Annotated in this window: 1 protein-coding gene; it reads left to right on the forward strand. The window is 68.2% G+C overall.

Going from position 1 to position 1054, the window contains the following annotated elements; all coding sequences use genetic code 11:
* Positions 1-102: 102 nt before the first annotated feature.
* Positions 103-1054 (forward strand): IS481 family transposase (locus AC069X_RS37400; protein ID WP_478736080.1); only part of this gene is annotated, 952 nt, incomplete at its 3' end.

Genomic DNA, 1054 nt, shown 5'->3' on the forward strand with positions numbered 1-1054 from the left:
TGTATTGATCACGAGCGTTGTTGACACTCGGCAGGTCTTGAACATGACGAAGACCTCCGGTGTGGTGGGAGCTGTCTAGGAACTCACCGCACGGAGGTCTTCGTGTCCCACCGTAATGCCCGCCTGACCGTCTTCGGTAGGCGACTGCTGGTCGAACGGGTTGCATCGGGCCGTCCGGTCGCCCACGTGGCCGCCGAGATGGGCATATCGCGGGCCACTGCCCACAAATGGATGCGACGGTGGCGGACCGAGGGCGACGCAGGCCTGGCCGACCGCTCCAGCCGCCCGCACTCGATGCCGCACAGGACCGCCGCCGCGGTCGAGGCCCAGGTGTGTGACCTGCGGCAGGCCCGCAAGCTCGGACCCGCCCGTATCGGACCCATCGTGGGCCTGCCCGCATCGACGGTCCACCGCATCCTGACCCGCCACGGCCTGCACCGCCTCGCCTTCATGGACCGCCCGACCGGCACCGTGATCCGCCGCTACGAACGCGACAGGCCAGGAGAGCTGATCCACGTGGACGTGAAGAAACTCGGCCGGATCCCCGACGGCGGCGGCCACAAGGTCCTGGGCCGCCAAGCCGGCCGCAGGGCCAGGTCCGGCGTGGGCTACGACTACATCCACTCCGCGGTCGACGACCACACCCGCCTGGCCTACAGCGAGATCCACGACGACGAGAAGGCCGACACCTGCGCGGGCTTCCTCCGCAGAGCGGCCGTCTTCTACGCCGGCCACGGCATCGACCAGATCGAACGGGTGCTGACCGACAACGCCTGGTCCTACCGCAAGGCCAAGGCCTGGAAGACAGCCCTCGCCGACCTCGGCGCGGCCGGCAAGCTCACCCGCGCCTACCGGCCGCAGACGAACGGCAAGGTCGAGCGTTTCAACCGCACCCTGCTCGACGAGTGGGCCTACCAACGGCCCTACACCTCAAACGACGAGCGGACCGCTGCCCTGGCAGACTTCCTCCACACCTACAACCACCACCGCTGCCACACCGCACTGGGCGGCCACCCGCCCATCAGCCGAGTTAACAACCCTGCGGGTCAATACA

The organism is Streptomyces sp. NPDC043896 (assembly GCF_056435605.1).